This is a genomic window from Sporolactobacillus caesalpiniae (assembly GCF_040513385.1).
In the GTDB taxonomy this organism is placed as follows: Bacteria; Bacillota; Bacilli; order Bacillales; family Sporolactobacillaceae; genus Sporolactobacillus.
In genome coordinates, this window is the sequence record NZ_JBEVCB010000001.1 from 1 (window position 1) to 24614 (window position 24614).

16 protein-coding genes, 14 tRNA genes and 1 other annotated feature (1 of these 31 running past the window's edge) are annotated in these 24614 nt (G+C 41.7%); of the genes, 25 read left to right on the forward strand and 5 right to left on the reverse strand.

Annotation, left to right across the window (positions count from 1 at the left end; translation table 11 throughout):
- The first annotated feature begins 112 nt into the window (after positions 1-112).
- The 16 genes from ABWW58_RS00005 (at position 113) to ABWW58_RS00080 (ending at position 7293) form a co-directional block, all read left to right on the forward strand.
- Positions 113-203 (forward strand) — tRNA-Ser (locus tag ABWW58_RS00005).
- Between the two features lie 366 nt (positions 204-569).
- The gene (locus ABWW58_RS00010) at positions 570-2261 is read left to right on the forward strand and encodes an ABC transporter ATP-binding protein (protein ID WP_353867270.1); all 1692 of its coding nucleotides are present in this window, start codon (positions 570-572) and stop codon (positions 2259-2261) included.
- 297 nt (positions 2262-2558) lie between these two features.
- Complete coding sequence (locus tag ABWW58_RS00015) at positions 2559-5627, forward strand: EAL domain-containing protein (RefSeq protein WP_353867271.1); 3069 nt, start codon at positions 2559-2561, stop codon at positions 5625-5627.
- A gap of 313 nt (positions 5628-5940) precedes the next feature.
- Positions 5941-6012: transfer RNA gene (locus ABWW58_RS00020), tRNA-Glu, on the forward strand.
- A 74-nt stretch (positions 6013-6086) separates the two neighbouring features.
- Positions 6087-6162 (forward strand) — tRNA-Val (locus ABWW58_RS00025).
- Between the two features lie 6 nt (positions 6163-6168).
- Positions 6169-6242, forward strand: a tRNA-Met gene (locus ABWW58_RS00030).
- Positions 6243-6246: 4 nt separating this feature from the next.
- Positions 6247-6322 (forward strand) — tRNA-Asp (locus ABWW58_RS00035).
- Positions 6323-6388: 66 nt separating this feature from the next.
- Positions 6389-6464, forward strand: a tRNA-Phe gene (locus ABWW58_RS00040).
- Positions 6465-6473: 9 nt separating this feature from the next.
- A tRNA-Thr gene (locus ABWW58_RS00045) sits at positions 6474-6546 on the forward strand.
- A 56-nt stretch (positions 6547-6602) separates the two neighbouring features.
- Positions 6603-6684: transfer RNA gene (locus ABWW58_RS00050), tRNA-Tyr, on the forward strand.
- A gap of 12 nt (positions 6685-6696) precedes the next feature.
- Positions 6697-6767, forward strand: a tRNA-Trp gene (locus ABWW58_RS00055).
- Positions 6768-6861: 94 nt separating this feature from the next.
- A tRNA-His gene (locus ABWW58_RS00060) sits at positions 6862-6937 on the forward strand.
- A 7-nt stretch (positions 6938-6944) separates the two neighbouring features.
- A tRNA-Gln gene (locus tag ABWW58_RS00065) sits at positions 6945-7016 on the forward strand.
- Between the two features lie 6 nt (positions 7017-7022).
- Positions 7023-7097: transfer RNA gene (locus tag ABWW58_RS00070), tRNA-Gly, on the forward strand.
- A 6-nt stretch (positions 7098-7103) separates the two neighbouring features.
- Positions 7104-7177, forward strand: a tRNA-Cys gene (locus ABWW58_RS00075).
- Between the two features lie 34 nt (positions 7178-7211).
- Positions 7212-7293: transfer RNA gene (locus tag ABWW58_RS00080), tRNA-Leu, on the forward strand.
- A 378-nt stretch (positions 7294-7671) separates the two neighbouring features.
- Here ABWW58_RS00080 and ABWW58_RS00085 read toward each other — a convergent pair.
- Both ABWW58_RS00085 and ABWW58_RS00090 read right to left on the reverse strand, forming a co-directional pair.
- Positions 7672-8076, reverse strand: coding sequence for a DUF1259 domain-containing protein (locus tag ABWW58_RS00085; RefSeq protein WP_353867272.1), 405 nt, complete (start codon positions 8074-8076; stop codon positions 7672-7674).
- A gap of 65 nt (positions 8077-8141) precedes the next feature.
- The gene (locus ABWW58_RS00090) at positions 8142-8225 is read right to left on the reverse strand and encodes a helix-turn-helix domain-containing protein (protein ID WP_353867842.1); all 84 of its coding nucleotides are present in this window, start codon (positions 8223-8225) and stop codon (positions 8142-8144) included.
- A gap of 330 nt (positions 8226-8555) precedes the next feature.
- Between ABWW58_RS00090 and ABWW58_RS00095 the strand changes: the two genes are divergently transcribed.
- The 6 genes from ABWW58_RS00095 to ABWW58_RS00120 all read left to right on the forward strand — a co-directional run bounded on the left by ABWW58_RS00095 (position 8556) and on the right by ABWW58_RS00120 (position 16772).
- Entirely contained in the window at positions 8556-9587 is a 1032-nt protein-coding gene (locus ABWW58_RS00095) for an acyltransferase family protein (RefSeq protein ID WP_353867273.1), read from the forward strand.
- Positions 9588-9843: 256 nt separating this feature from the next.
- Complete coding sequence (locus ABWW58_RS00100; RefSeq protein WP_353867274.1) at positions 9844-13053, forward strand: DEAD/DEAH box helicase; 3210 nt, start codon at positions 9844-9846, stop codon at positions 13051-13053.
- A 203-nt stretch (positions 13054-13256) separates the two neighbouring features.
- Positions 13257-13334: a putative holin-like toxin gene (locus tag ABWW58_RS00105; protein WP_353867843.1), complete on the forward strand. Its 78-nt coding sequence runs from the start codon at positions 13257-13259 to the stop codon at positions 13332-13334.
- A gap of 363 nt (positions 13335-13697) precedes the next feature.
- The gene (locus ABWW58_RS00110; RefSeq protein ID WP_353867275.1) at positions 13698-13799 is read left to right on the forward strand and encodes a putative holin-like toxin; all 102 of its coding nucleotides are present in this window, start codon (positions 13698-13700) and stop codon (positions 13797-13799) included.
- 329 nt (positions 13800-14128) lie between these two features.
- Positions 14129-14296, forward strand: a complete 168-nt coding sequence (locus ABWW58_RS00115; RefSeq protein ID WP_353867276.1) for a hypothetical protein — start codon at positions 14129-14131, stop codon at positions 14294-14296.
- A gap of 232 nt (positions 14297-14528) precedes the next feature.
- Complete coding sequence (locus tag ABWW58_RS00120) at positions 14529-16772, forward strand: glycoside hydrolase family 15 protein (protein ID WP_353867277.1); 2244 nt, start codon at positions 14529-14531, stop codon at positions 16770-16772.
- A 670-nt stretch (positions 16773-17442) separates the two neighbouring features.
- Here the strand turns inward: ABWW58_RS00120 and ABWW58_RS00125 are convergent.
- Entirely contained in the window at positions 17443-18216 is a 774-nt protein-coding gene (locus tag ABWW58_RS00125) for a DUF2935 domain-containing protein (RefSeq protein WP_353867278.1), read from the reverse strand.
- Positions 18217-18419: 203 nt separating this feature from the next.
- Here ABWW58_RS00125 and ABWW58_RS00130 point away from each other — a divergent pair, with 203 nt between their 5' ends.
- Positions 18420-18665 carry a hypothetical protein gene (locus ABWW58_RS00130; RefSeq protein WP_353867279.1) on the forward strand — a complete coding sequence of 82 codons (246 nt, stop codon included), beginning with the start codon at positions 18420-18422 and terminating at the stop codon, positions 18663-18665.
- A gap of 1066 nt (positions 18666-19731) precedes the next feature.
- Positions 19732-19947: a hypothetical protein gene (locus tag ABWW58_RS00135; protein ID WP_353867280.1), complete on the forward strand. Its 216-nt coding sequence runs from the start codon at positions 19732-19734 to the stop codon at positions 19945-19947.
- 127 nt (positions 19948-20074) lie between these two features.
- Here ABWW58_RS00135 and ABWW58_RS00140 read toward each other — a convergent pair whose 3' ends face one another.
- Positions 20075-21763, reverse strand: a complete 1689-nt coding sequence (locus ABWW58_RS00140; protein WP_353867281.1) for a DNA/RNA helicase domain-containing protein — start codon at positions 21761-21763, stop codon at positions 20075-20077.
- Between the two features lie 467 nt (positions 21764-22230).
- Here ABWW58_RS00140 and ABWW58_RS00145 point away from each other — a divergent pair, with 467 nt between their 5' ends.
- Positions 22231-22884, forward strand: a complete 654-nt coding sequence (locus ABWW58_RS00145) for a DUF1801 domain-containing protein (protein WP_353867282.1) — start codon at positions 22231-22233, stop codon at positions 22882-22884.
- Positions 22885-22935: 51 nt separating this feature from the next.
- Here the strand turns inward: ABWW58_RS00145 and brnQ are convergent, their stop codons facing one another.
- Positions 22936-24336, reverse strand: a complete 1401-nt coding sequence (gene brnQ / locus ABWW58_RS00150; RefSeq protein WP_353867283.1) for a branched-chain amino acid transport system II carrier protein — start codon at positions 24334-24336, stop codon at positions 22936-22938.
- A 62-nt stretch (positions 24337-24398) separates the two neighbouring features.
- Positions 24399-24614 (reverse strand) — a binding site (T-box leader) (it continues 40 nt past the right edge of the window).

Below are 24614 nucleotides of genomic sequence, written 5' to 3' on the forward strand. Positions count from 1 at the left end.
AATATATTAATATTGATTGTGCTTCATGGTATTTGTCGGTAGATCACTCCATAGTGTTTATATCGTGGTGGAGCAAAGTGATCTGAATGATAAAATGCCATGAAGCCTTTTTGGAGAGCTGTCCGAGTGGCCGAAGGAGCACGATTGGAAATCGTGTAGACGGTTATTGAGCCGTCTCGAGGGTTCGAATCCCTCGCTCTCCGTTGATACATAATCATTACCCATACGCAAACACCCGGAAGTAGCCATTTAGAGGCATTTCCGGGTGTTTTACTGTCGCCTGATCGTCTATGCAAGATGAGAGAAAGAGGAAGAAAAAATATCCGTCGATGAAAGTCATATACAGGGTTTAATCTAACCTGCATATGATTTTTTTTATTTTAATGCGCTATAATTTCATGGTAAGGTTAGCTGATTTTGAGAGGACGGGAAGCTGAGATGCGTATTACACGAGATAACTGCTCAGTACAGTTGACTAATTTGTCGGCAAATTGTGCTGAGCATATTATTATTAGCTGACGAACTCAACTGTACTGAAACCCGAAAATAAAAAATAGGGGAGTACAGTTATGAAACATTTAAAAGAATTAATTAAAAATAATAAGCTGATGATCGGTATCTATCTTTCGTTAGGTATCCTATTGGCTTTTCTGAACAACTACAGCGCAACCTACTTTCAGACAGTGATCGACCGATTCAATGATGGTTCTTTATCCGTCGGAGTTCTTGCTATTTATGGAACGGTGCTCATTCTGTTATGTGTTTTAAATTATGTGGACGAGTACCCTGGTCGCAAGTTGGAACATGGCATCTATCTTGATTTGAAGCTAATTGCCCTTCGTAAAATCAGTAGAATAGATTATCAAGCGTATCAGACCATAGGAACAGGCAAGCTGATTCAAAGAATAGAGAATGGCGCGTCGGCGGGAAAAGGTGTCGTGTTTGATTATGCCTTTACCCTTATCAGGGATATTATCCCATCGATCATGTTCAGCATGATTTTCATATATGCAATGAACAAAGCGATCATGCTGGCGATACTGCTCGGCTATGTCTTTGTATTTATCATTACGAATTTACTTTTAAAAGTATTATATCGAATCAAGGAACGCATCCTCACGAGCGAGGAAACGCTCAATCATTTTCTAGTTCGCGGCTTTATGGAGATGGTCGTGTTTCGGCTTAACAAACGTTTTGGTTATGAACGAGCGAAAGCATATGATGCAAGGAATCAGATCGTTGCAGCAAAGGTCAAAATGACGCTTATTCATGAAGCGTTCTTTGCGATATTCTTCCTTATGATCATAATTGTTAAAATCGCGATTATTGTTTATGGTTGGGTCACTGGCTCTTTAAGCATTGGCGCCATTGTTGCGTTAATAACACTGGTTGATCATGCCTATACTCCGATTGCTGTGTTTAATGTGCTTTTCGTACAATACAAGCTGGACAAAACAGCATTTAAGCGATATGAAGAATTTCTCGATTCACCTGACGACGAGCAGCTGACGCATGGTCATAGGATCACATGTGTTAAAGGGAATATCACCTTTAACCGAATTCGATTCTATTATACAAACAGAACCATCTTTGACGGTTTAGATTTATCCATCACAGAAGGTGAAAACGTTGCTATTGTTGGTGAGAGTGGATCCGGAAAATCAACCATCGCAAAATTAGTAACAGGGCTGTTAAAACCGGATGAAGGTGAGATTCTTGTCGACGGTTGTAACCTTTCTTCTATTAATCTCTGCAGTTACTACGATCACATAGCCTTTGTTCCACAGGACTCACCTGTTTTTGACGGGACATTAAGAGAGAACATCGTTTTTGAAAATGTTTCCAGTGACGAGAAAATAATAGAAGTACTGAAAAAAGTCGGACTCGAAAATCTCTATCATAATCTATACAAAGGGCTTGATACTAAGCTTGGTGAAAGAGGTCATGTACTTTCCGGCGGAGAGAGGCAGAGATTGGCACTGGCGAGACTTTGGTTTTCTGAGGCTAGCGTTGTCATTCTTGACGAAGCGACCTCTGCAATGGACAACCTTACCGAAGAGTTTGTGATGACTCATGTAATGGAACTGCTGCATGACAAAACAGTGATCGTCATTGCGCACCGCTTAAGCTTCATAAAGAATTTCAAAAGGATTATTGTCTTTAAAAACGGCGAAATCATGGGACATGGAGATTTTCCTAAGCTAATAAAGAGTAATCCATATTTTCATGAATTGTACCGTACGGGTTTGAATAATCAATAATTTCATTGTACGGCCACACGCAGAATTCAAATGCTGCGTGTGTTTTTTTTGTAAGAAAGAAAAAATACTTCTTTTATTTGTATATTTTTCGAAAATTATTCGAAAAAAGTTGATCTATGTTCGGTATGTTCCGATACTAAAGACATGGACTGTTTTACACTGTTCTAGTTAATTTAATTCTATGAAAATTATTGATTCAACAAAAAGTGAAGTTTTACTTTATTCGAAGCATAATGAGAAGCTTGATAGTAAAATAGATATTAATGTTTTGGATGGTTAACAAAGGAAGGTTTAAGCATGGAGACGTTACATCCGGATTTTTTTTCGCTTATATTTTTAATAATATGCATTATCAGCTTGGTTTTTGGCATTTACGTAATTTCTAAAAATCCAAGAGAAAAATTAAATCGTATATTTTTTGTCTCATGTATTTGTTTATGTATTTGGTCATTTGGATTTTCGATTGCGATTAATGCACCGGATGATGAGACCTGTTTGTTCTGGAGACGATTTTCAGCAATTGGATGGGGCAGCATATATGCCGTCTTGTTACACTTTGGGGTTGTCCTGACAGAAAATAAGCGGATTTTGAAGAAGATCTGGATCTATCCGCTTCTTTATCTACCGGCAGCTCTGATTGATTCTGTGTATGGGCTATCGGAGAAAACGGCTCAAATTCAGTATCAGTTTGTGAATAATGGCCAAGGATGGACGAATATTGCTGTAAATAACGGCTGGGACATTTTCTTTTATTTTTACTTCTCACTTACTTCACTTGCTCTATTGATGATACTTTGGCACTGGAAGAAGACAGCGAAGACCGTTGAAAATAGACGTCAGGCAAAGATTATCTTTACTGCTTTCGCAATTGTCATCGTTTTAGGATCATTTACAGATCTGATTAATAATACATTTAAGCTGATACATATGCCGCAATTAGCGCCAATTCTGTTCATCCTCTTGCTTAGTGCGATCAGCTACTGCATTAGAAAGTATCGACTGATGAATAAGCGGGTTGTCGATGAAACAGAATTAATCCTTAATGAATCAAATCGCTCAAAGATGTATGATCTGACGACAGTTGTTCTGATTGTGTGCGGCATTATTTATTTTGTCTGCCAACATATTCTATCAAAAAATGAAAGGTTGTTATCAAGCCTTGGGTCAGGTGTTTTTTTGATCCTGATGGGTATCGTTCTGAACGTTTGTACACGAATGAAAACAAAAAGGAATGACATGGAAGCGATCTATACACTAATGGCAAGCTTAGTCATACCGATCTTTGTAGTTAAGTTGGTTGGTCATTCGAGCTCGGTCATCTTTGCCCTTCCATTCGTGACTATAATTGGGTCACTTGTATTTAACCAGCGTTTGATGCTTGCTTCAATAACAGTGTCGACCATTATTACAGAAATTTATGTGTGGATTTCTGCACGGAGTTTGCACCTTACTTTGAAAAGTGATGTCTATCTTAGCAGGCTCACGATTTTAATTGTGGCGGTTATCTTTGCTTTCTATGTGAATCGAATTTATATTCATCGATTAAGACAGAATGCGGAGCAAATGCGTGTTCAAACAATTGCTTCGGAAATATCATCCAATTTTGTTACCGTTAATCAAATTAATATTGGTAAAAAAATAGCAGCAATGCTTAAACTTGTTGGGCAATTTTTCCAAGTTGAGTATGTTTCTTTGCGCATCAACAAATCAGAGTATGCTTTTAATGAAACAAGGAATCGTTTCTGCTGGTACAAAAAGGATAGCGAACAAATTGTTTATGGAAATGATTCTTTTTCTGCGGAATGGAAAAAGCATTTTGGTATAAACAGTATTATTCATATTTCGGACCGAGAAAAATTACCTAAGGAAGCAAAAGCAATCCGCGAAGAGCTTGAGGAACGCCACATTCAATCTGTACTGTCAGTCCCGATCAGCGTTCAAAATGTGGCTATTGGACGTTTAACGCTTGAGTCACTTGAATCTGAGAACGGTTGGAATTCCGGTCGGATGAGTCTGCTAGAACTTGTGACCAATATATTAGCTGATGCTCTAGTTAAGGTCAATGCGGAAAAAAGAATTCACTTTATGGCCTATTTTGACAGCCTTACGAAGCTTCCTAACCGTGTACTCTTTAATGAACGTACGAGTCTAGCGATGGAGTATGCCAAGCAGCATGGCAATCATGTTGCGATTGTGTTCCTGGATCTGGATTCTTTTAAAGATGTCAATGATACTCTGGGGCACGAAGTTGGTGATTTACTCATTCGTCAAGTTAGTGAACAATTGACACGCTGCGTGAAACCTGCTGACACGGTCTCACGATTTGGTGGGGATGAATTCCTAATCCTGCTCGACCATCTGTCCGATCGTGCGGAAGCAACTTCAATTGTAGAGAAAATAATGGCTTTATTCGAATCACCATTCATGCTTCAGGATCAAGAAGTATTTGTCACTGCAAGCGCGGGGATCGCATTCTATTCAGAGGATGGGGAAACGACCGAAGTGTTGGCCAAAAACGCTGACACGGCGATGTACGCAGCGAAGAGCAAGGGAAAAAATCAGTATGCGATTTGTACCGAAGCGATGAAGGAAAAATTGCAAATGAAGATGCGACTGATGAGCAGCCTTTTCTACGCGCTAAATAGAAATGAGCTCGTCGTGCAGTATCAGCCCCAGGTCTCTGTACAAACAGAACGTGTTATAGGTCTTGAGGCGTTGCTCCGATGGAATCATACAGAATTGGGGGTGATCTCGCCGGCAGTATTTATCGGATTGGCTGAGCAGACAGGTTTAATCAATCAAATTGGCGAGTGGGTGCTGAAGACCGCTTGCATGCAATTAAAAAAATGGATGGATCAAGGACTTCCTGCTGTTCGAATGGCAGTCAATTTATCGGTTGTTCAGCTGCGAAACCCTCTACTTGTTAAGCAAATAAAGAGAGTGTTGCATGAAACGGGCATTAACCCTATACTTCTAGAACTTGAAGTAACAGAGAGTGCGGCTGCTCGAGATTTTGATTATATCGTTCAAGTATTAAATCAGTTAAAAGAGCTAGGTGTTTCTATATCCATTGACGACTTCGGAACGAAATATTCATCGCTTGGTCGGTTAAAACGTTTACCTATCGATCGCTTAAAAATGGACATGCAGTTCGTTCAGGATATTGATCAGAGTGTAAAAGGAACAGGGATCACCAAGGCAATCATTAACCTTGCTAAGAATTTGAACCTGAAACTGATTGCGGAAGGTGTGGAAAATCAGGAGCAGCTTGAATTCCTGAAGAAATGGGATTGTGATGAAATTCAGGGCTATTATTACTATCGTCCAATGGTGGCGACTGACGTAGAGAAGATTCTAACCCCTTGACCGGATGGTACGAGAGGGAATGTTTACGCTCCTGTGAGTGACAGAGAATAGAGATGGTGGATTGGGGCCTCATCCCCTAACAATTTGACGCAGAGAAGATCCTGCGGACCGAGGTAGCCGAATACTCATGTGGCGGAGTACCTGAAAAGTGTTACCGCTACGCATGTTTCTTTTTGTTTTATTTATTTTCAAAATCGGTTATACTGAAAGAGTTCTTGTTTTAAAAAATAAATTCAAAAAAACACTTGCAATTTGTTTCGATTGATGATAATATTTTAAAAGTCGGCGGCAAGATGTTACGACAATTGCTTTTGGCCCGTTCGTCAAGCGGTTAAGACACCACCCTTTCACGGTGGGTTCATGGGTTCGAATCCCGTACGGGTCATTGTTTTACTTGATTTTTTATAAGCCATGTAGTAGAATATAGTGGTGTTTTTAATGGCTTGTACAAAATTATATGGAGGATTAGCTCAGCTGGGAGAGCGTCTGCCTTACAAGCAGAGGGTCATAGGTTCGAGCCCTATATCCTCCACCATATTATCGCGGGGTGGAGCAGTCTGGTAGCTCGTCGGGCTCATAACCCGAAGGTCGTAGGTTCAAATCCTGCCCCCGCAATTGTGGATCCGTGGTGTAGGGGTTAACATGCCTGCCTGTCACGCAGGAGATCGGCGGTTCAAATCCGCTCGGATCCGCCATTTTATTTTGTTTATTTCAGCAATTGGCTGAACACATAATGCATTATCTTTTTGTTTTTACATAATGGCTCGGTAGCTCAGTCGGTAGAGCAGAGGACTGAAAATCCTCGTGTCGGTGGTTCGATTCCGCCTCGAGCCACCATTTGTTCGTGCCGATCTAGCTCAATTGGTAGAGCAACTGACTTGTAATCAGTAGGTTGGGGGTTCAAGTCCTCTGATCGGCATCATTTTTATTATAATCAATAGATGCCCAGTATCTATTCCTTATTTTAACTATTATGGAGGGATAGCGAAGAGGCTAAACGCGACGGACTGTAAATCCGTTCCCTACGGGTTCGAAGGTTCGAATCCTTCTCCCTCCATTTACATAGTATAGGGGTATAGTTTAAAGGTAGAACAGAGGTCTCCAAAACCTCCAGTGTGGGTTCAATTCCTACTACCCCTGTTGCTTTAAAATAATGTTTAAAGCAGGGGAAAATAAGCTGACGAAGAAATTTGACAGACATTTTTCCGGAGTTTTAAGCAATATCAATATTATGGCGGTTATGGTGAAGTGGTTAACACACCGGATTGTGGTTCCGGCATGCGTGGGTTCGATCCCCACTATCCGCCCCATAAATTTTGGCCCATGGCCAAGCGGTAAGGCAACGGCTTTTGGTGCCGTGATGCGCTGGTTCGAATCCAGCTGGGCCAATTAAATGCGGAAGTAGTTCAGTGATAGAACATCACCTTGCCATGGTGGGGGTCGCGGGTTTGAATCCCGTCTTCCGCTCCATTATATGGCGGCATAGCCAAGCGGTAAGGCACGGGTCTGCAAAACCCTTATCCCCGGTTCGATTCCGGGTGTCGCCTCCATTTACTTACTTCTACTGCCATTATTTTTTATTGTGCCGGTGTGGCGGAATTGGCAGACGCGCATGACTCAAAATCATGTTCCTTCGGGAGTGTCGGTTCGACCCCGACCACCGGTATATCTAGGTCTTATCGGGCACCGATAAGAAATCAGAAGTTGCTCAGAAATGTTGTTAAATCAACGTTTCTGGGCATTTTTGTTTTTGGGGAAGACCGAAAACGATAGGAGAATAAAGGCTCTGTACTAAATGCGGCGGTAGAAGTGAATGGATCAAGGCCGTCAATACTTCTGGGTGAAGACTATATGAAGGTGCTCTTCATTCTAAGCAAATCTTTGGGGAATTACCGGTTAGTGACGTGGGATACCGATAGCAACGAACATGTCCTGCGATTCGAGGATAAGAGCAGAGAATTCACTTATAAAAGGGACGATCCTAATACGATGTGCAAGCTTATCCCAATAAAGATAATAGTCAAATGATCCGCTGCTCGACTCATTATGAAACCGGAGCACTGCTTAAATAAGTAAAACAGTTTCGGATTTTATTTGCAAAATTCAAAGGCGGTTCCATTGATTGTGCGTGCACATACAGGAGATTCGGTTGTGTGAAAATCCAGTGATTATGCAGGGCGCTTATGATCATTCCGTTCTGTGCCAGTGCCCATATGAAATTAGGTACTTCTTCTTCAAGAAGGGCTATTTCAGCCAGATTAATCGCATTACCAGACTCATCAAGCGATTCGAAGGTCACACTGGCGGGAACAATGCTTGAACTTTTTTTGCCCTGAATGGTTACATTGAAAGAACGGTGGAGTGGAACGGAGCAAACGCCATTTTCAAACCTAGGTTGTGCGTTAAATACGGCTGCAAATTGTTTGCAAATATCTTCTGTATCGGCCATAGGGATCACCTCGCCTTAATATATGCGGGGAGCAAAGAGAAATAGAACAAATAGTCAGGATCCAATCATTTGTAGCCAAAGTTACATTGGATGAGTAGTTTTTGTTTTTTATTGGGATAGATCCGTACGTTAAGTCCTTTTAGGGTCATCGTTTCACATCTTTTCACAGCTCAATCAGAGCACGAACGTTCGCGTTTTCACTATGATTGAACCGGTTTCCTAACAAAAAAATGGAGGCATAGGACGCTGATTCAACTCGGCAATGAATGGCCGAGTTGAATCAGGCTGGTCTCCTCGTATAAAACGAAGAGTCAAACATCATTTTTACATTTAGATTAAACTTTGTGAAACCATCTTTCAAAATAAATAAATCGTGCTAGACTAATCATTTGCGAGGCGTTTTTTCAGTAATAGTTTCCATTTTAGTTGATGTTCAACTCAAGATGGAAATGCATATAGGATGAAAGGTGATCGTTCACATGGGGTCAACTACTAAGCAGCGGATTACATGGGTAGATATAGCAAAGGCGCTGGGAATCATTGCAGTTGTGTTCGGGCATGCCATTGATTCCGAGCGGGATATACGTTCTTTTGATCTCGTTTATGATGCCATTTATTGGTGGCATATGCCGTTGTTTTTTATTATCGGCGGCTTTTTTTTAAAACCGCTTGCTCGTAATTGGAAAGCGATTCGTCAATTTTTATCTCGTCGCTGCAAGCCTTTAATCGTTTCCTATCTTCTAATGGGCAGCTTATTAATTATGCTCAGTCACTTTGTCCGCAATCAGGACTGGTCGTACACGGCATTCTATTTTGTACGGCTGCTTTACGGCGGACGAACCTTAAATAATTATTTAAGCATTTTTTGGTTCATCAATGTCTATATTCTCACATTGATCGTTGTCATCATTTTAATTACTTGGGTGCGTTCTGTTGTCTTGCAATGGATCATCAGTTTGACTCTGTTCGCCATTGGAACAATTCATCAGCAACCAGCGTTCTTAGGACACCCTTATTTCCCATGGGATGTCCAGGTTGTATTGATTACCACCACTTATATGCTGGCCGGATATTATGGGTTCAAATTGCTTCAGACCATTTCTCATAAATACATGACCCTTTCGGCCATCGGCATCTTTTATATGCTTCTCATCCATGATCAGTTTACTCAGAAAATCAATTTCACATTATATTTGAAATCGGACAGTTTAAATCATACAGGGCTGACTTTGATTGCTCCGCTTGTTCTATGCCTTGGAGTTATATTAGTTTCACAAATAATAAGTAAACTTAAATTATTTCATTGGCTTGTGCTTTGGGGACGTCACACGGTGCTGATTATGTTTTGGCATCGTGCGCTTTTTGACTTGCCGGGCGTCATGGGACTGCCTGATCATTGGCTGCTCAAATGCCTGATGGGCTTATGCATCCCGATTTTAGTTATGTTGATCTGGAAACAATTTAGAGATTTTATGATGCACCATCGTCCAAGACAGTTTGCAAGCAGCTAATCTTGATAGGAATGAATCCTTTTAAGTCTAGCAAATGCCATTATTAAAAAACTGTGCACCTATCAGTCTGTATATAATTTTGTTAGAGTTATGTTAGTTGATACGTTTTTGAGAAGGGTCTGCAAACGTTTTATAAAAATCAATGCTTGTGAAGCGCTCCGACTATTCCAGTCGGGTGTCTTGTGCATCATTAGTTTTGTGTTCAGAAGAAACGACGGGAACTCGATAAATGAAGCGAATAGGTGTGTAGGTACTCATGGTTCAGTTAACAGAAAAAATAATCAAAAACTATTTTTCCCCGACAATCTATCAACGCGGCTATAACTATTATCTCGATGGACGAGTTGAAGACCTTTATTTTGATCCGGATACAGACTCTTGGAAAGCGATCATTGAGGGGACAGAGGATTATCGGGTTGGCGTGCACTTTGAAGGACGATCGTTATACTATCACTGTGACTGTCCGGCGGCCGAACAATTTACTTCCCCCTGTAAGCATGTGGCAGCTCTTCTTCTAGAAATAAAAGAAGATCAAGAAGGTGGGTGGAACTCGCCAAGATATTACGCGGCTGCTCGGTCCGAAAAGGCGTTAGCAGGCGAATTGATTGATACGTTTTCACGCGTACAGCAGAAGGAACATGATCGGCAGCATGCGAACCGAAAACAAGTGATGCAAACGGAGTGGACGCTCAGCATTCACTCGTCATGGTTGGCGTTGCAGATGAGAAGCGGTGCCAAAAGACTGTACGTTGTAAAAAATATTCGAGATTTTATCCAAGCGGTGATAGACCAAGAGCCGTATACGTTTACGAAGAAGTTCTCGTTTCTCCCATCAGAGCATGGATTTGCGCCTGAAGATCAAGCGGTGATTGAGCTGCTCGGGCGGCAGATGAGCTATCGGAATTACAGGATGATGCAGAACGCTTATACCGGAAGCTACTCGGCTTCCGATGAGCGCAAATTCATTATTCCGCCGATGCTGTTTCCTGAGCTCCTGGGCCTGCTCAAATCCTGTTTCTTAACTTTTGACAACGGTTTTCTAGGCGGGAGTCAGATTACGGTACATGAGAATGAGATTCCGTTTGCGTTTCGTTTGAATGAACGTTCCCAAGGCGATTATGAGGTGGATCTATCCGGTCTAGGCGAATCCAACTATTTAGATCAATATGGCTATCTTTTAAAAGATGGGGCATTTTATTCTCTGTCTTCCGATCAGCAAAAGGTGATTGGTGAACTTTTCTCGATTGTCAATCGCTCGGGAACCACTGCGCTGCCGATTGGAAAAGATCAGATTGAGCCATTTCTTTCCAAAGTCGCACCAGGATTGAAAAGAATTAGCAAACTGGCAATTGCTGACACGGTTTCCGAGCGTATTGCATGGCATCCGCTGCATGCGAAATTGCTGGTTGATCGCGCGGATGATCAATTGATTGTTCAGCTTGAGTATCATTATGGCGATGCAGTTGTGAAACCTTTTGAACAGGATAAGGATGCCGGATCGGAGGATCAAATCTTTATTCGTGATGCTGAGAAAGAACAAACGATTATGGATATCCTTGAATCCTCTACACTCAAAATCAGTGGGAAACGGCTCTACGCCGAGGGAGAGGACGACATCTATACCTTTTTATATGAGGCACTCCCAGAGCTGGAAAGTGTTGCGGAAATTTTGCTGACTGGCCCGGTCAGATCATTCCTGATGCCGGAGCAGAAGATGCCATTTGCAAAAATTGAGATGGATTCCGGAGAAAATTGGCTGGATGTCCGCTTTCAACTCGACGGGATCGAGGAAGACGAGATCCAGAACATTCTTCAATCACTGGTTGAAAAGAAGCGTTACTATCGCCTTCCGAACGGTACTTTTGTTTCTTTAGAGGATGAGGAATTTACGCCCGTTAAGCAGATGCTGGATGAACTGAACGTATCAAAGAAAGAGCTTCAGGATAATCAACTGAAAATCCCCGTCTATCGCGGCGGTCAGCTTGACTCGATACTGGGTGAAAACCATGCATCCGTCGGTTTTGGCAAGAACTTTCGTCGCTTTTTGAACCGTCTGAAGAATCCGGAATTGATTGAGTTTGACGTACCTAATTCACTCCACGCCGAGCTCAGAGACTATCAATATTACGGGTATCAGTGGCTGAAAACATTGGGAAATTACGGCCTTGGTGGTATTTTGGCCGATGAGATGGGTCTGGGCAAGACGGTGCAGGGTATCGCCTTTCTTTTATCGGAAAAAGAGACACGATCCGAGGTTCAGCCGGCATTGATCGTCACGCCGGCTTCGCTGATCTACAACTGGAAGAATGAATTGGCAAAATTCGCACCTGACCTAGAGGCTGTTGTTGCATCCGGCACGGTGCAGGAACGTCAGGCTTTGTTTCAGCAAGAGCGCAGCCCGGATGTCTGGATTACGTCTTACCATACGCTGCGTCAGGACATAGAGGCATATGAAGATCAGAGCTTCAGCACGTTGATCCTTGATGAAGCCCAGACCATCAAAAATTTTAATACAAAGACGGCTAAATCCGTCCGAAAAATAAGTGCCCGAAATCGGTTTGCATTGAGCGGAACGCCGATTGAGAATTCGATTGATGAGCTCTGGTCGATTTTCCAGACGCTTTTACCCGGATTCTTTCCAAAGCTTTCAGATTTTAAAAAAATGGATGAAGGAAAGATTGCACGAATGATCCGGCCGTTCTTGCTTCGCCGCGTGAAGAAGGATGTTTTGTCGGAACTTCCGGACAAAATTGAGACGATTCAAAGCTCCGAGCTGACAAAGGATCAGAAAGGGCTTTATCTGGCATACCTTGAAAAAATTCAGAAGGAAACAAAGGATTCACTTGAAAAGGAAGGATTCCAAAAAAGTCGGATCAAGATTCTTGCCGGACTCACCCGTCTCCGGCAAATCTGCTGCCATCCCGGTCTTTTTGTGGAAGACTATCATGGATCCTCAGGTAAGCTGGAACAGCTCCTTGAGATGATCTCAGATTATCTTGATAACGGCCGACGTATCCTTATTTTTTCACAATTTACCAGCATGCTGGCCATCATACGACAGGCTTTAGAAGAGAAGGGTTTGAACTTCTTTTACCTGGATGGGCAGACATCGGCAAAAGCACGCGTGGACATGGTCGACCAGTTCAACCAAGGGGAGAATTCTGTATTCTTGCTGTCACTGAAAGCGGGAAACACAGGACTGAACCTGACCGGTGCCGATACGGTCATCCTTTATGATTTGTGGTGGAATCCGGCAGTTGAAGATCAGGCAATCGGCAGAGCGCACCGCATTGGTCAGCGCCATATCGTGCAGGTGGTTCGCATGCTCACTCAAGGTACGATTGAGGAAAAAATTCACGAGCTGCAGCAAAAGAAAAAGGATCTCATTGAATCCGTCGTCGAATCCGGCGATCAATCACTGTCACGAATGTCGGAACAAGAAATTAAAGAGATTCTGAATATCTGAGCGGGGTAGAAAAAATCTCGAAGCATGATGCAGGGTCAAGGTGCGAGGCTGAATGAAGCGGCCGAGAAAATCCGAAAAAAGAATGAAATAATAACTAACCAATCGAATAAACGAACGTATATTCTGTAATATACTTACAGACAGGAAGTAGAAGATGCATAGGAGCGGATGCGGTGACACCCTTGTGAAAGGGGGTGGAGCCAATGACAGTATTTCAAACGTTAACACTTATGATTAGTTTTGGAGTGCTGATCTTGATGCTGTCAGACAGAAAGAAATAATCCGCCTCATATGCTCTAGCAGGAGCTGAAGCGGATCGGTCAAAAGATACGATTTAGCTAGACAGGCACTGCATCCGCTCTACGCGGATATTGCCATGCCGTCAGTGTTCATAGCACTGGCGGATTTATTTTGCCTTGATCTAATGTTATTATACACAGTTCGCGCAAGTTAATGCAATCATTCGGTTGTGTTTGGAAAGTGATGAAATAATGGATTCTCTAAAAAACAATGTCCAAAAAGATTGACATAATAATTGATCATTTCATAAAACGAACATACATTCCGTGATATAATTATAGACAGACAATAGATGATGCATAGGAGCGGATGCGGTGACACCCTTGTGAAAGGGGGTGCGGCCAATGACAGTATTTGAAGCGATGACACTTATGATTAGTTTTGGAGTGCTTATCTTGATGCTGTCAGACAGACAGAAAGAAATAATCCGCCTCATATGCTCATAGCAGGAGCTAAAGCGGATCGCCTAAAAACGATATAGAAGCACTGCATCCGCTCGCTGTCCCACGAGATGCTGGGTGAAGCGGCAATGAGCAGAAACAAACGGATAGAGTAGTACCCTGAAAAGCGATTATAACTGAAAAAGGTTATTATTTTTGGCTCACAGCAAAAAAATTCGACTACAGATGAATACACCAAACAAAACGAAGCGACATCTCAAGATGGGAAGCAGCGTTGTTGATATGGAATGAAGGCAAGGTTTTGTCAGTCCGATTGAAGAAATAAACAAACATGCTGCACCTGAAGCAGAGATTCCGAATATTCGGAGGTATTAATGGAAGAAAAAAATCAGAACTATTTAGAACACGATGGACTATTTAGCGTTAGATCGGAGAACATGTATCCGATTGTGAAACAGGCGAATAAGGTTCTGTATGACATGATTCATATCGATCTTTCAAATGTCAAAGTGTATTATTTTGCCCAAATAGTTAATACATGAAGAGAAAAAACGATGCACAAAATACATGATACACATCTAAGTGTATCATGTATTTTTTTTTATTAGTGGAAAAATCCTGTTATTTCAGCTCTTTTATACGATACACAAAAATTGGCATGTAGTTTGCTTGTCTTGTTATGTAGGTAGGTATTCTCTGAGGAGGTTCAGTCTTTTCGGGGTTTGAAAACATTCTACTTCTTTTAAATAATAGATGGGAAAAGGGGGAATTCGATTGCAGTCTAAAAAGCGATCGGTAAAACGTATCTTTGCTATTCTAATGACAGTGATTCTTTCAGTGTCTCTTTGGGCCTTTCAAGTACCAATGGCTCATGCAAGTGGTGTGACGAGTGATTCTAACTATAAAGGGCATAATTCTTGGAACCAGCTGACAACTTCCAACGGTCTGGCAGCTGCTATTTACTCGGTTAGTCAGGGGAAAATGACTCGTTATCAGCGACATATTTACAGCCATTTAGATGAAAACAGTACGACACCGAATTTCATGTGGGATGCTTATTTCGGTTATGGGGTGAACGGAGGCAAATCTACCTGGTTGAACAGTGTACCTGTTGACAAGGCTGAGTATGTAAACGGTACCAATATTGTTAAATCGACGCAACATAATGACGGCCTAGAATTTGACAGTTATTACTTCACTCCTTTTTCCGGAAAAAATCACTATCAGTCTTCTCTATTAGTGATGTTGGTGCGCGTGACCAATAATTCGAACACGGATAAAAATGTTTCTGTCTTCTCTAACCAAAATATGCATCTCGGGACAGACTATGGAACGGCAAACGAACAAACCACATATAATCAAAAAGGCAAGTACATTAAAGAATTTAACAGCAAGAATGGTAGTCTTGCGATCTATAGAAACCTGAATCTGACGGGGCAACATTACGAAACCGGTTTAAGCGGATCGGAGAGTAATCCCTGGGCTGATGCCACAAATAACGGCAAACTGAATGATCAGATTGTCAGCCAGGGAAACGATATTACCACAGGATTTGAAAACCGGACGACTCAGCTGAGCGTCGGAAAGTCGAAATGGTACGGTGTGATTATCGGGTTGAATGAAGATGGTAATGAAAGTCACTTAAGCCGCGATGTTCTTGCCAATGCACAGGCTTCTTTAAGCAGTACTCCTGAGGCTTTACTGAAGCAGGAAGAAGACTGGTGGAACAAGTGGCACAGAACCGAGAAAATGCCGTCGGGTCTTTCAGCACAAGAACAACAGGTATACCGGCAGTCTACGGCAGTTTTGAAGATGTCTCAAAGTCGCGAGACAGGAGCATCTCATGGACAGGTATTAGCCAGCTTGATACCAGGAGAATGGAGTATTGCCTGGGCTCGCGACGGAAATTACTCGATACAGGCACTAATCGCGTCCGGACATTATCAGGAGGCTCGTGCAGCACTTCAGTTCTTCTTTGATGCACAGATGAAGAAGACGGAGGATGGTTCGGGAGAGAATTATTATCAAAAAAATTTCATCGAAAGTACAGATAAGAGCGCCCCAACTTATGGGCTTGGTGTCAAACTAAGTAATAATTATCTGATTTCTGTATGCCGCTATTTTGGCAATGGCACGGAAGAATCAGACTGGAACAATAACGGGCCGAATATTGAATTTGACGGCTGGGGCTTGTTCTTATGGAGTGTCGATCAATATGTCCGGGCAACGGGGGATACACAATTCCTGAAAAGCAATCATCTCGCGAACTGGAACAAACTGACGAAGCAGGACGCAGACTTGCTGATTGAATTAATTAAACCAGAAAATGGTCTGATTCAGCCGGACTCCTCAATCTGGGAGGAACACTGGACCCCGTTCAACGTCTTAAAAACAGCACCATCGCGTCAACAATTCGCCTATACGAATATTACAGCATACCAAGGGTTGAAGTCAGCAGCCAACCTGGCAAAATTAATGGGCAAGAACCAGCTTGAAAAGAAATACAGTAATGCGGCTTCTTCGATTAAAGATGCTGTCAAGAAACAGCTTGTTGTCCATGAGAACGGGTACCGTACAATCGCATCGTCACTTGAGAGAAAAGGCGATCCGGCATATCAAAATGATGCGTCAACGGTTGAAGCAATCAACTTCGGCATGGTCAACTCGAAATCAAATCTGGCATCAGGTATGATCAAAGCGTATAACCAGAACCTGCGCATTCTAACGGGGAGCACCCCTGGTTATAAGCGGGATCAAGATGGCGACCTTTATGATTCCAGAGAATGGGGATTTATTGATTTACGAATTGCGGGCGCCTTATCGAAAATGGGCAGAACTAGTGAGGCAAAGACACTCCTCAACTGGATGACGAGCCAAGCAACAAACAATTATAATCTGATTCCGGAATTGCTAGACTACAACACGCAGGATTATGCTGGATCCGTTCCAATGGGCGGATTCGGATCAGGTTCCTATATCCTGGGAATCAATGATTATTACCACCATCACAAGAAGTAGGTACTAGCGTTGATGAAGTTTGCGCCCAACGTATTAAGAATGTGAAAGATAAGGCGGTATCTGTAACTCCGTGACCTTGGGCAACAAATGAAAAGATCAATGAATGGTTTTCAGGGTTTAAATGTTATCAAAAAATCTTGAATGTAGTCCACATCTTTAATCAGGTGTGGGCTATTTTTTTAGAGATTGACAAAATAACTGCCCACTTGAAGAAACGAACGTACATACATTCTGTGATATGCTTACAGACAGGCAGTAGAAGATGCATAGGAGCGGATGCGGTGATACCCATTGTGAATGGGGGTGGGGCCAATGACAGTATTTCAAACGTTAACACTTAGGATTCGTTTTGGAGTGCTTATATTGATGCTGTCAGACAGAAAAAAATAATCCGTCTCATATGCTACTCGCAATAGCTTGATGGACGGATCATTTGTTAAAATGTGAAGTTAATTCATTGCATCGCTCCGCTCAACGCGGATATTGCCATGCCGTCAGTGTTGACACCACTGGTGGCTTTATTTTGCCTTGATCTAATCTTATTATACACAGTTCGCGCGATTTAATGCAATGATTCTGCTGCACGTCTCAGGGCGGTTGAATAACCAGACAGGCCGCCGATCTACCGGTTGCTAGATCCGTTCAGGCAATGGATCATCTCCGAGGATTATTATGAGACAATCCCTTCCTCTAAGTTTCTCCAGAGGTGGTGCGCTTCCCGGGCCAGATGTTCTAATAAATCCGGTGGTGCAGTTGTAATCGCGGCACATTGCTTGATGAGCGCATCTAATTCCAATTTGAATTTTTCTAAATCCTTGGTTTCAGAAATAACCATTTGCCTAAAAGCATTTAAAACGGGCAACATCTGATTGCGTGGTTTTCGTATGATTGTATTGAGCGCGTTCGCTTGGAGAAAAAGTCGTTCAAACTTATGGGTCATTCCCCGCACCTTATCTTGTAGTTCATAATTGGTTGGATCTAAGTAATGCTGTACAAAGGCAAGATGATCAGCCATTTGCCGCAACCAAAACACACTTTCATGTAAGACCGAATCCGATACAAGCACTTGACCGCCACTTTTCATCAAATCAAATACATTATTGGATTCCTCAGCTTCGCGTATCATATGATCCATAAGCGCTACGGGTGTCGAAACAATCACTTCACATCGTAAAGCCTTACCCATGCCGAGGGTAAGAAAATTTTGAAATTCACTGATTACTTGTTGCGATTCATTAACCAGAGTAGTAAGATCTCCCTGCTTCTGCTCCGCCCTCTGCCATACCCCTGCCAAATTCTGAACCATACTCTGGTTGACACGGGCTAATTCCAATTCATGATGACTGATTTCCCTATCGAAAAATTGACCATGCTCTAAATTATTTCGCAACCAGAATGCGACAATCCCGTAGGCATCTCGTTCATAATTATCCATATATCCCATAACTACACCCCCTTTTCATTAGCCGGGTATGATTATATTCTGAGGAATTTTGAATATGCGGAGTTTGAAATAAAACAGAGCCTGTCCATAAGGCAGTAAGGAAAATTGCATTTTCCACTGTCTGTAATAAAACATGTACTTAATTAAACGTGATTTTATGACTTTTGAATTGTGTATGATTAAGCTGAAGGGAAGTGGTACACATGGTAGAGCAGAGGCGCAAAGATTTGATTTTGAAACGGATGAATCAATTTATTGATGGCGAGGGCTACCGCAAGGACTATTTAGCAGATTTACTTGGGGAAAAACCACAAACCATTTATAAACAACTAAGTGGAAAGTTTCAAAACGTGGAACAGTTTGCAATTGATTTAGCAAGAGTGCTCAATAAAAAAGATACATTCTTTATCGAAGAGTCCTTTTCTTATCAGCCGGAGACTGGCGATTAACCCGTGATGCATTCGCTCGGTACGATCAGTTAGGAAGAAAAGAAGAAACTGGAGCTCGTATTTAGGGCGTGTGAACTGATTGACATTTATGATCAGAAAAGTGATGAAGAGAGCGCTTGGAGGCAACCACTTTGAATAAAAGAAAAGCCCCAGTGACAACGGACACCCTCAACTTCTTACGGCATAATCTTTTCAACGTGTCGGATCCTATGCGAAAAAACAATAGGAACATCACTGACTTCGAATAGTAGGTGAGCCATAACTTTAATGTCGAGATTACTCTTCATGAGAAAGTGGTTGCTGATCTAAAAGCAATCAACAAAAGTAGCGGAAACGGTGTTCTTGCTGTTCTTCTTAGAAGAATACGTGAAGGCATCAATTCGTGCCGAAAGGTATTGCAAATTCACTTGAAGGCAAATTAAGTGGCTATAAAAAATCAAGCCGCGTGCTATGTATTTGAGAATCAGTTATTGCCCGATGGTTCATGAAAATTAGAAAGAAAAGCAAGACACGATGTTATTTATCAATACCATTTCACAGAAATTGACCATGAATCTAAAAGATTAATGTACGGGCGGGCTAGTTTCGCTCTTTTGAGATAGAGAGTACTGTTTGGTGCATGAAAATTTTTTAACATCTTCCAAACTCAGGGGTTGGATTGCCTTTCACCAAGTTAACGTAAGAGCCTTTTTTAGTTTAGCAGTTACAACCTGGATTCCCGAAAAATTATACCAAGGTATCCCCAAACCCGCATCAGTAACGGTTTTCTAGCCTAATACCGTTCCTTTATTGGTGTAATTAATTATGCAAGACACTCTCGGTCGAACCCCCTTTTAAAATTATGGATTTTCATGGCCTTGGTATAAAAACACGGGAACGCAGGTTACAAGGATAAAAAGAAGCTCGAAATCGAGAGTATCAGAGAAATGCCCCTTGATGGCTCTTCAAACAGCTTTGGTAGCAATACTTTTACATTTGAGGATGAACGTCCCCGACAGTTACTTCTGTACCTGTGTATCCAGAAAAGCCTCATGTTAAAGAAACACCAAAGAATGTGCATTTCTATATGTCGGCAAAGTTGGACAACACCCGAGTCAATCGTGATGTCAGCTGTCTGGTTGATGAAATCATCAATCACATGACTTCGATCAATGGCAGTGATGTAGAAACATCGCTTGACGTGAATGCAACTGTCAAGAAGGGCATACCCCAAAATACAGTAAGAACTATTAGTGAGAATTGCCGTACACTAAAAGTAAAGGACTTTGGATTTGATGAATAATCAAGAATGATAATATTGTTGTAGAGGCTAGTTGTAATGCTTGAATTGATTCATGCCACAAATTTGAATATTGTAAAAATTATTAAAAATCATCCTGCTATTACCTTAGGATGCTTTTCCATTTTCTTCAATTGAGGGATAATAATTTTTTTCTCAAATTTGGATCGTGAGCATAAATATATAGTCCATGCACGCCACGTTTCATCAATACATTAATTGAATTAAGAATAATCTTGCCTTTTTCAAGATCAATTTGGGTATCTGACAAGTCGTCACGGCTTTTAAAGGCTTCTGAATCTTGATATTCCTTCAGGTTTACCTGAATCTTTCCCGATACACTATCATAATAAATAGACGGTCCTAAAATTACTCCAACGTAGTTGAGATCAAATCCTTGAACAGTATAAATAGAGCCAACTTCGTTAATTGTTTCTGACCGTTCAGCCCAAGTAGTACTCGAATCCGTTGTATTCCATTTCTTTTTAAACTCTCCTTCTTCAATAAAATAATCTTGTTGACCAACCGTACTGTATGGATAATCAAAAGTTGCTACTACTCGAGATAATTTCTCAATTTTATTTTTATCATCAATAGCTTTAAACATTTCTTCAGCATTATTAAAAATACGAAAATCAAAATTACCAGTATTCTTAGGGAGTGTTTTGATAATTTGTTTTTGTGTAAATGCGTTAATCCATTCGATGACTTCCTGACTAGTTTGCATTCGAAATTGTTTAGTTAATTGAAAGGTTCTTCCATGGTTATTATTTACAAATCTTTTAATTTGCAGATCATCCCAATGACTCTTTAGCTTAAGTACCTGATACGGATCGAAAACCATTACAATAATTTTCCCTAAATGCATTAATTCCTCTAACTGATTCTTGTGGTAAAAATTATTAAAATGATCCTCTTTAGTGAGCAAAAGATGAGCCTCATCTACAAAAACAATATCTGCAGTTGATTTTCCTTGATCAGCTTTTTTCTCCATCTTATTGATGAAAGGAGTTGGCTTATCAAAGTCACCAACTCGCAATGTTGATAATTTTCGTGCTAGGCTTTTGTATGTTTTTAACATCTCTGAATGATTAACTAATAAATAGTTATTGGTACATGCTAATTTATCTTTTATCACTTGATGTTTGGATGTTCGAGCAATAGTTTGCACTGCATTAAAAATGGAACTTAAAACGACGCTCTTCCCAGTTCCAGCTTCACCATTAATTAAATACAAAGAGGAATATGGCTTATCAATTCGCTCACGACAAAAGTTGAGTATATCTTGTTTTAATTCAAGTTGTGAATCGCTTAACGACTTAAACGGAGAAAGTTTGAAAATATCGCTATTGGCTATTTCTTCAAGAGATAGCTCTACCAAGTTCATTTCTTGTAGTTTTTTCCATAGTGCCGAGAAAACATGCTTATCAAAATATGCTTTATTATAGTAATCACTTGAAGTTGTCATTTCAGTTTGTGACTTATTTAATATTTTTGTGAATCTTGTGTCTCCTAAAAAGTTATTTATTAAATTGGTTTCAATGTTATAGCTTGCAGAACGGTTAAATTTTTCTTGACCAATGATCGTGATTTTTTTCATATTAGGACCAACATCATTATTTTTAACATGTTGTTTTGTACGTTTTTCAATGGAGATTGTTTGTCCAATGTAAACCTGCTCTTCGTTATGTATGATATAATCAACGGGCCAATATTTTAAGTTATCACGCTTTTCTTGAGGCAATGCATTCAGCTGAGTTAGCTGATCAATCCCATAATCAATTTCAGTGACATAAAGGCCCATTTTATTGTTTGTCATAGAGATACCTACTTTTCATCAAAATTCTATTTGCATCTTTTATTAAATTGCAGATTTTTACTTATGTGAATTACTGATTTAATAAGTTCGTTAATAAAGTCTTGATAATTCATGTTATTATATCTATTTTACAACACATTCTGCTGAGAAACATTGAAACTTATACAATTTTTAACAATCTCATAGTTTCAATATACTAATAGCCAGATATAAATAGGACATTGAATTCACTGGCAGTACAGTGTATGACGTTCGGGTAATTGATGTCATAATCGATTATAAAACGGCAATATCGATGAACGGGAAAATTTGCTTAACAGCTAAAGCTTCACTCTTCTATATCAATCAGTCCTGCCATCTAAGGCACTTAGCTAGATGGGGAAACGAATTTCGTTTATCCTAAGAGTAGAGATTGTGGGACAAAGCAGTCTAGTCGTTCGGAAAATCAATGTGAAAGGTGTTTCTTGATGGCAGAAAACAGATTAAATCCAAAAGTGGATGAATTTTTACAGAAGCCGAGCAAGTGGACGGAATGTTATGAACGGCTCAGAGCGATTGCTCTTGATTGCGGGTTGACGGAAGATTTTAAGTGGATGCATCCGTGTTACACGGTTGAGGGAAAGAATGTCATGTTAATTCATGGCTTCAAAGAGTATTGCGCGGTGCTGTTTCAAAAGGGGGCGCTGCTTAAGGACGCGCAGAAGATTCTCATTCAGCAAACGGAAAATGTTCAGGCGGCGCGCCAGATTCGCTTTACCACAGTGCAAGAAGTTATGGATCAGGAAGATGTGATCAAGGCTTATATCCGTGAAGCGGTTGATGTTGAAAAAGCGGGCTTAGAAGTAAAGCTTAAGAAGAGAGCAGATGTCAGCATTCCTGAAGAGCTGCAAAATAAATTTGAGGAACTGCCTGAGTTGCAGACTGCTTTTGACGCATTGACGCCGGGACGGCAAAAAGCCTACATTTTCTTTTTTGCGCAAGCGAAACGAACGTCCACACGGACGGCACGAATTGAGAAGAATGTGCCAAGAATCCTCAAAGGAAAAGGCCTAATGGATTGTGTGTGCGGACACTCGAAAAGAATGCCGAATTGCGATGGCTCGCACAAGCATTTTCAATAAACACAAAAAGGGCAGCCCTGTTTGTCAGCGGCTGTCCTTTGTTACGTTGACTTATTTTCGTTTTGCGTTGAGCTCTGGGTTCAGTTGTAGTGCTGGAACGCGGCGGAACAGAGCATACGCTGCAATGCCGAGGACGAAGCCGATGAGCGCGAACGGTATCCAGGCAAAGCCAAGGTTAAACAGTGGCAGATAGCTGCTTGCAAAGTGAATCAGCGATTGAATCGGTGCTGTCTGCTTCAAGATCGGCGGCAGGGCGTTGATCGTGTCAAATAACGCCGGAATCAAGGTGAAGACCGTGGTGATTCGATAAACGATCGGCGATTTTTGGAACAATGGTGATAGGATCGATAAGAAAATCACTGTGATCGCGAGCGGATACAGAAGCATTAAGATTGGCAGCGACCACGTGATAATTTGCGTTAAGCCGACATTGGCGATGACGAATGAAATGGCGCAGGTGAATCGCAGGAATGTTAAATAACTGATCCGCGGGAACTGCTTATGGAAATCCTGGGCAAAGGCGGTGACCAGCCCCATCGCGGTGGTGAGGCAGGTGACGGTGGCCAAAGTGGCTAAGATTGCGCTGCCCACTGCCCCCATGTAATGATTGGCGATTTGGCCGAAAGCAATGCCGCCGTTTTCCGAAAGCTTGAAGTGTGCCAGACTCATGGCGCCAATCACAATTAGGCCAAGATAAATGAGTGCTTCAAAACCAATACAGATGATTCCGGATTTTGCGGTTGCCGCAGCAATGGACTTGGGATTACGGACACCCATCAGCTTAATTGACGTAATAATGGTGACGCCGAAAGCGAGTCCGGCGAGAGCGTCCATCGTGTTATAGCCTTCAAGAAAACCGTTTGTCAGCGCGGCGTGCACATAGTCGCTCGTTGCGGCTGCTTGCCCGACGTCCCCCATAGGTCTGAGAAAAGCGAATAAGAAAATAATGAATAACAAGATTAAGAACAGTGGATTTAGTAATTTTCCGATGACGTCGATAATACGCGATTCGCTGCGTGACAAGAAATAGGTCAGTGTGAAAAAGGCGGCAGAGTAGACGAGTAGCCAGATCCACGTTTGGCTTGCTGGAATATAAGGTGCGAAGCCAAGTTCAAAGGGAACGGTGGCTGTGCGCGGTGTCGCGAACATCGGTCCGAGTGTAGCATGAACCAAAATGAGAAAGATCAGTGCGTAATGACGACCGATTGGCCGGGCGATATCATAGATGCCTTCACTCTGGGTGATGCTGATGGCGATGATCGAAAGCAGCGGCAGCAGGGTGCCGGAAAGCAGAAAACCGATCGCGGCGGGAAGCCAATTGCTGCCTGCCAGTTGTCCGAGATGCAGCGGAAAAATTAAATTGCCGGCACCAAAAAACATGCCGAAAAGCAGTGATCCAATGGTTAAATAATTAATGAATGTCAGCTTGTGTTGCTGATTCTCTGTGTTCATGAGTAAACTCCTCCTAATAAAGAATAAAATAAAAACGTCCTCTAAAAGCATCATCAATGCTTTTAAAGGACGTTGGATACGCGTTACCACCTTTATTTGCGGCACCATCACTGCTGCCGCCTCACCACGTACTGCCGACATTGACGTCGGCAAGACGCTGGCACGGTAACGGGTGCTGCCGTTGAACACTTCATTCCTCGAATGTCGCATTCACCGCTCAAGGGCTACCTTCACTTTTATTTACGCCTGCTTCCTTTGCACCTGACGAAGCTCGCTGA

Excerpts from the sequence above, each read along its gene's own strand:
- ABWW58_RS00010 (WP_353867270.1), top strand. The coding sequence starts at position 570 with ATGAAACATTTAAAAGAATTAATTAAAAATAATAAGCTGATGATCGGT.
- ABWW58_RS00015 (WP_353867271.1), top strand. The coding sequence starts at position 2,559 with ATGGAGACGTTACATCCGGATTTTTTTTCGCTTATATTTTTAATAATA.
- ABWW58_RS00085 (WP_353867272.1), bottom strand. The coding sequence starts at position 8,076 with ATGGCCGATACAGAAGATATTTGCAAACAATTTGCAGCCGTATTTAAC.
- ABWW58_RS00090 (WP_353867842.1), bottom strand. The coding sequence starts at position 8,225 with ATGACCCTAAAAGGACTTAACGTACGGATCTATCCCAATAAAAAACAA.
- ABWW58_RS00095 (WP_353867273.1), top strand. The coding sequence starts at position 8,556 with ATGGGGTCAACTACTAAGCAGCGGATTACATGGGTAGATATAGCAAAG.
- ABWW58_RS00100 (WP_353867274.1), top strand. The coding sequence starts at position 9,844 with ATGGTTCAGTTAACAGAAAAAATAATCAAAAACTATTTTTCCCCGACA.
- ABWW58_RS00105 (WP_353867843.1), top strand. The coding sequence starts at position 13,257 with ATGACAGTATTTCAAACGTTAACACTTATGATTAGTTTTGGAGTGCTG.
- ABWW58_RS00110 (WP_353867275.1), top strand. The coding sequence starts at position 13,698 with ATGACAGTATTTGAAGCGATGACACTTATGATTAGTTTTGGAGTGCTT.
- ABWW58_RS00115 (WP_353867276.1), top strand. The coding sequence starts at position 14,129 with ATGGAAGAAAAAAATCAGAACTATTTAGAACACGATGGACTATTTAGC.
- ABWW58_RS00125 (WP_353867278.1), bottom strand. The coding sequence starts at position 18,216 with ATGGGATATATGGATAATTATGAACGAGATGCCTACGGGATTGTCGCA.
- ABWW58_RS00130 (WP_353867279.1), top strand. The coding sequence starts at position 18,420 with ATGGTAGAGCAGAGGCGCAAAGATTTGATTTTGAAACGGATGAATCAA.
- ABWW58_RS00135 (WP_353867280.1), top strand. The coding sequence starts at position 19,732 with ATGTCGGCAAAGTTGGACAACACCCGAGTCAATCGTGATGTCAGCTGT.
- ABWW58_RS00140 (WP_353867281.1), bottom strand. The coding sequence starts at position 21,763 with ATGACAAACAATAAAATGGGCCTTTATGTCACTGAAATTGATTATGGG.
- ABWW58_RS00145 (WP_353867282.1), top strand. The coding sequence starts at position 22,231 with ATGGCAGAAAACAGATTAAATCCAAAAGTGGATGAATTTTTACAGAAG.
- brnQ (WP_353867283.1), bottom strand. The coding sequence starts at position 24,336 with ATGAACACAGAGAATCAGCAACACAAGCTGACATTCATTAATTATTTA.